This window comes from Primorskyibacter sp. S87 (genome assembly GCF_049801055.1).
GTDB lineage: Bacteria > Pseudomonadota > Alphaproteobacteria > Rhodobacterales > Rhodobacteraceae > JBNAGF01.
In genome coordinates, this window is sequence record NZ_JBNAGF010000018.1 from 1 (window position 1) to 3,610 (window position 3,610).

The 3,610-nt window shown below is 56.7% G+C and carries 4 protein-coding genes and 1 pseudogene; 1 reads left to right on the plus strand and 4 read right to left on the minus strand.

The window, feature by feature from the left end; all coding sequences use genetic code 11:
* The first annotated feature begins 63 nt into the window (after window positions 1-63).
* Entirely contained in the window at window positions 64-996 is a 933-nt protein-coding gene (locus ACP15U_RS20835; protein ID WP_425043710.1) for an IS5 family transposase, read from the plus strand.
* 63 nt (window positions 997-1,059) lie between these two features.
* On the opposite strand, the gene ACP15U_RS20840 is transcribed toward ACP15U_RS20835, so the two are convergent.
* The 4 genes and pseudogenes from ACP15U_RS20840 to lipA all read right to left on the minus strand — a co-directional run.
* Complete coding sequence (locus tag ACP15U_RS20840) at window positions 1,060-1,287, minus strand: hypothetical protein (RefSeq protein WP_425046932.1); 228 nt, start codon at window positions 1,285-1,287, stop codon at window positions 1,060-1,062.
* Between the two features lie 516 nt (window positions 1,288-1,803).
* A pseudogene (locus ACP15U_RS20845) lies at window positions 1,804-2,055 on the minus strand (phosphatase PAP2 family protein); the annotation flags it as partial.
* 129 nt (window positions 2,056-2,184) lie between these two features.
* A complete protein-coding gene (locus ACP15U_RS20850; protein ID WP_425046933.1) occupies window positions 2,185-2,358 on the minus strand; it encodes a hypothetical protein in 174 nt (57 codons plus the stop codon).
* 302 nt (window positions 2,359-2,660) lie between these two features.
* Window positions 2,661-3,610 (minus strand): lipoyl synthase (lipA, locus tag ACP15U_RS20855; protein ID WP_425046457.1); only part of this gene is annotated, 950 nt, incomplete at its 5' end.

Here is a 3,610-nt window from a genome sequence, read left to right on the forward strand (position 1 = left end):
GGCTTTGTTGCACAAATCGGTTGAGGGATTCACTGTGTGAATCCAGCGTGATAGCTGTGCGTCATGAGCAGTTGGGCCCCCACGAAATACAAGACCAGGAATTGGTCATCTTACAATGAGGCGTTGAGACGGCGCGGGTCGCTGTCGATTTGGTTTGACCCTGATATGGTCTGGGTTCCGCCACCGAGCGGCAAGCGCGGTCGGCGACACAGCTTTAGTGATGCTGCGATCCAAACCTGCCTGACGATCAAGGTGCTGTTTGGCCTTCCGCTCCGACAGACGACAGGCTTTGTGGAAAGCTTGTTGCAGTTGGTCGGGCTGGACTGGGCAGTTCCCGATTTCAGCACGCTGTGCCGCCGCCAGAGGACGCTGAACGTGGACCTGTCGTATCGTGGCAGTACCGGCCCGCTGAACCTTCTGGTTGATAGCACAGGCATCAAAGCTGAAGGTGAAGGCGAATGGAACGCACGCAAGCATGGCGGTCCCAAACGACGCATTTGGCGCAAGATACACATAGGGATCGACGAGGAAACGTTGGAGGTTCGAGCGGTCGAGGTTACCAGCAGCAACATCGGTGACGCGCCCATGTTGCCTGAGTTGCTGAACCAGATCCCCAACGACCAGGACATCGGATCAGTAACCGGCGACGGGGCCTATGATACGCGCAAATGCCATGACGCGATTGCCGCCCGGAATGCCCACGCTGTCATTCCGCCGCGTAAGAACGCCAAGCCGTGGAAACCCAGCAGCGCCGGAGCCATCGCCCGGAACGAAGCGGTTAACGCCTCACGATACTTGGGCCGCGCCATTTGGCGACAATGGAGCGGATACCACCGAAGAAGCCGTGTCGAGACCAAGATGCACTGTGTGAAGCTGATGGGGCAAAGTCTCATGGCGAGAGACTTTGATCGGCAGGTCGCAGAGATCCAAATCCGTGTCGCAGTCCTCAACCGCTATACCGCTCTTGGCATTCCCGTCACAGAAGCCGTAGGCTAAATCCGTCCGGGGAAAGGGGAAGTCCCATCCTCACAGGATTTGTGCAACAAAGCCTCGCAACAGTTAAAATGAATGACCAATTGTCATGAACAGGTTGTTGCTCTGATACTTTTTGGCCAGTTCAGCTACATTCAGTCGTCGGCTGTAATTCTGGATGCCCAGACCGATATCCCAGCGATCCGTCAAATCGTACCGCGCAGAAACAACGGCATCTACAAACTCGACCAGGTTCATCTCTGTTCCGTCAATTGACTGCTGCAATTGTAGACGATCATTCAGATCGGAATTCACATGGATGCTCACGAATTAAGAGAAATCGCCGCTTTCTAAGGTTTGATCCAGAGACCCGGACACCAGCCGCATACCGGTGTTTTGAAACGATACGCCTTCCCCGATCTTCAGGTTGAAACGGCCTGATGGGAAAATGTTTTAGAGATAGCTGGCACGGATTGCGTTCATGATATAGTCCATGGTTGTCGAGACACCGGGTCGGAAACACGGTTCCCGCGAAAATCTTGGATGTTGCAAAGGAGTCTTCATCCCGAACTTTGAGCGGGTTGAGAAACGCATAGAACTCGAGCCTGTCGGAATGAAAGTACTCAAACGCTGCGCTGGAACTGGTTGTCGGGCTGGAATAGGTGTCAAAAGTCTTCAGATCCAGTTTCGAGCCGGTAGAACCAGGCGAGTATAATTCGTTGTTGGCCGGATCTGTTGCACCGAACGAAATCGAGAACCGGTATCTCAGTCGAAACGGCGCGTCGGACAACGACCGGGTGTTTTGCGCCAAGCGTGTCGGCATGGATAGGTTCAAACCCACTGCGTCAAGGCCAACGGTCGGCTCAATACGGACACCCGACCGCTTAGGTCTCGTAAACAGCCAATTTCCAAAAAAAACGCGATACTTGCACTAGCCAATACGTCATCCGTGTAGTGCTTCTCGGCGCGTATGCGAGTGTAGCCAACGAAACACGCCAGAAGATAAGCGGGCAGGCCATACTGCCACCTAAATCTCGTTTGCAGAAAGGCAGTTCTGGAAAAGGCCGCCGCGATATGCCCTGTGGGAAAAGAGTTTTAAGCAGAATAATTCGGTCGCCATTTGTCCACGATCTGCTTGATGCCCCGCACTGTCGGAAAGGTTGTCCCAACGCTCTTGGCGAATTGAACGCGCCCTTCCCGATCATCCTTGACTTAGGTTATGCCAAAGGCGGTCAGCGGGATCAGCAGTTGCAGGTTAGCACCTGCTTCCTCTAGCTGGTTCGTCGTATCAGCACGCAAGCTGCCTTGCCCGATGGTCAGGAACAGTAAGACCGCTGCGACAGTGACACGGCCGAGACCGGGCGCCGGTTCAAAGATCTGTTGCAATCACAACGAACGCATCACGGTTGCTCCGGGATGGCCCAATCCTGTTCGTGGAGATTTTGTTTCGGAAACCCACCGATGAACAGGGGCGTTCTACTGCCCGAAGCAACTGGAGTGTTCAAAAGGCTGCGGGGCAGACAACCCAAGGAATTATCCCCGGTGCCCCCGGATTGATGCGGTTAACACTCGTCTATTCACCACGAATGGTCAGGTTCAAACCAAGGCTCGGCTGAAACTGAAAATCTGTTAACCGACCCGACAGGCAGACAGGGTGGCAGCCACCCATCTTGCCAGCGTATCGGGTGTCATGCCTGTCCGCGCTTTTCCTGCCGGGCCGCGCGCAGGCGGGCGAAGTCGTCACCGGCGTGGTAGGAGGATCGCGTCAGCGGGGTGGCCGAGACCATGCCGAACCCCTTGCCATAGGCGGCTTTCTCATAGGCGGCGAACTCCTCGGGGGTCACGAAACGGTCGACCCGGTGATGTTTCGGCGTCGGTTGCAGATACTGGCCAATGGTCAGGAAATCCACATCCGCCGCGCGCATGTCGTCCATCACCTGCCGCACCTGCTGTTCGGTTTCGCCCAGACCCACCATGATGCCGGATTTGGTGAACATTGCGGGATCCATCTCCTTGACCCGCTGCAGCAGGCGCAGGCTGTGGAAATATCGCGCGCCGGGGCGCACCGAAGGGTAAAGCCCCGGAACGGTTTCGAGATTGTGGTTGAACACGTCCGGACGGGCCTCGACCACCACCTCCAGAACATTGTCGTCGCATTTCAGGAAATCCGGGGTCAGGATCTCGATCGTGGTCTTGGGGCTGCGGTGGCGCACCGCCCGTATGGTCTGGGCGAAATGCGCCGCGCCGCCATCTGCAAGATCATCCCGGTCGACCGAGGTGATCACCACGTGATTGAGCCCCAGCTTTTCCACCGCATGGGCGACCCGGCCCGGTTCGAACGTGTCGAGCGCATCCGGCCGCCCGGTGGCGATGTTGCAGAAGGTGCAGCCGCGGGTACAGATTTCGCCCATGATCATCATGGTTGCGTGGCCCTGGCTCCAGCATTCGCCCACATTCGGACAGCCCGCCTCTTCGCAAACCGTCACGAGGTTGTTCTCGCGCATGATCTTGTGGGTATCGGCATAGCCTTTGCCGCCCGGCGCCTTCACCCGGATCCAGGACGGTTTCTTGGGCTGCGACTGATCCGGACGATGCGCCTTTTCCGGATGGCGCTGTTCGGGAATTTTCAGATCTCTGG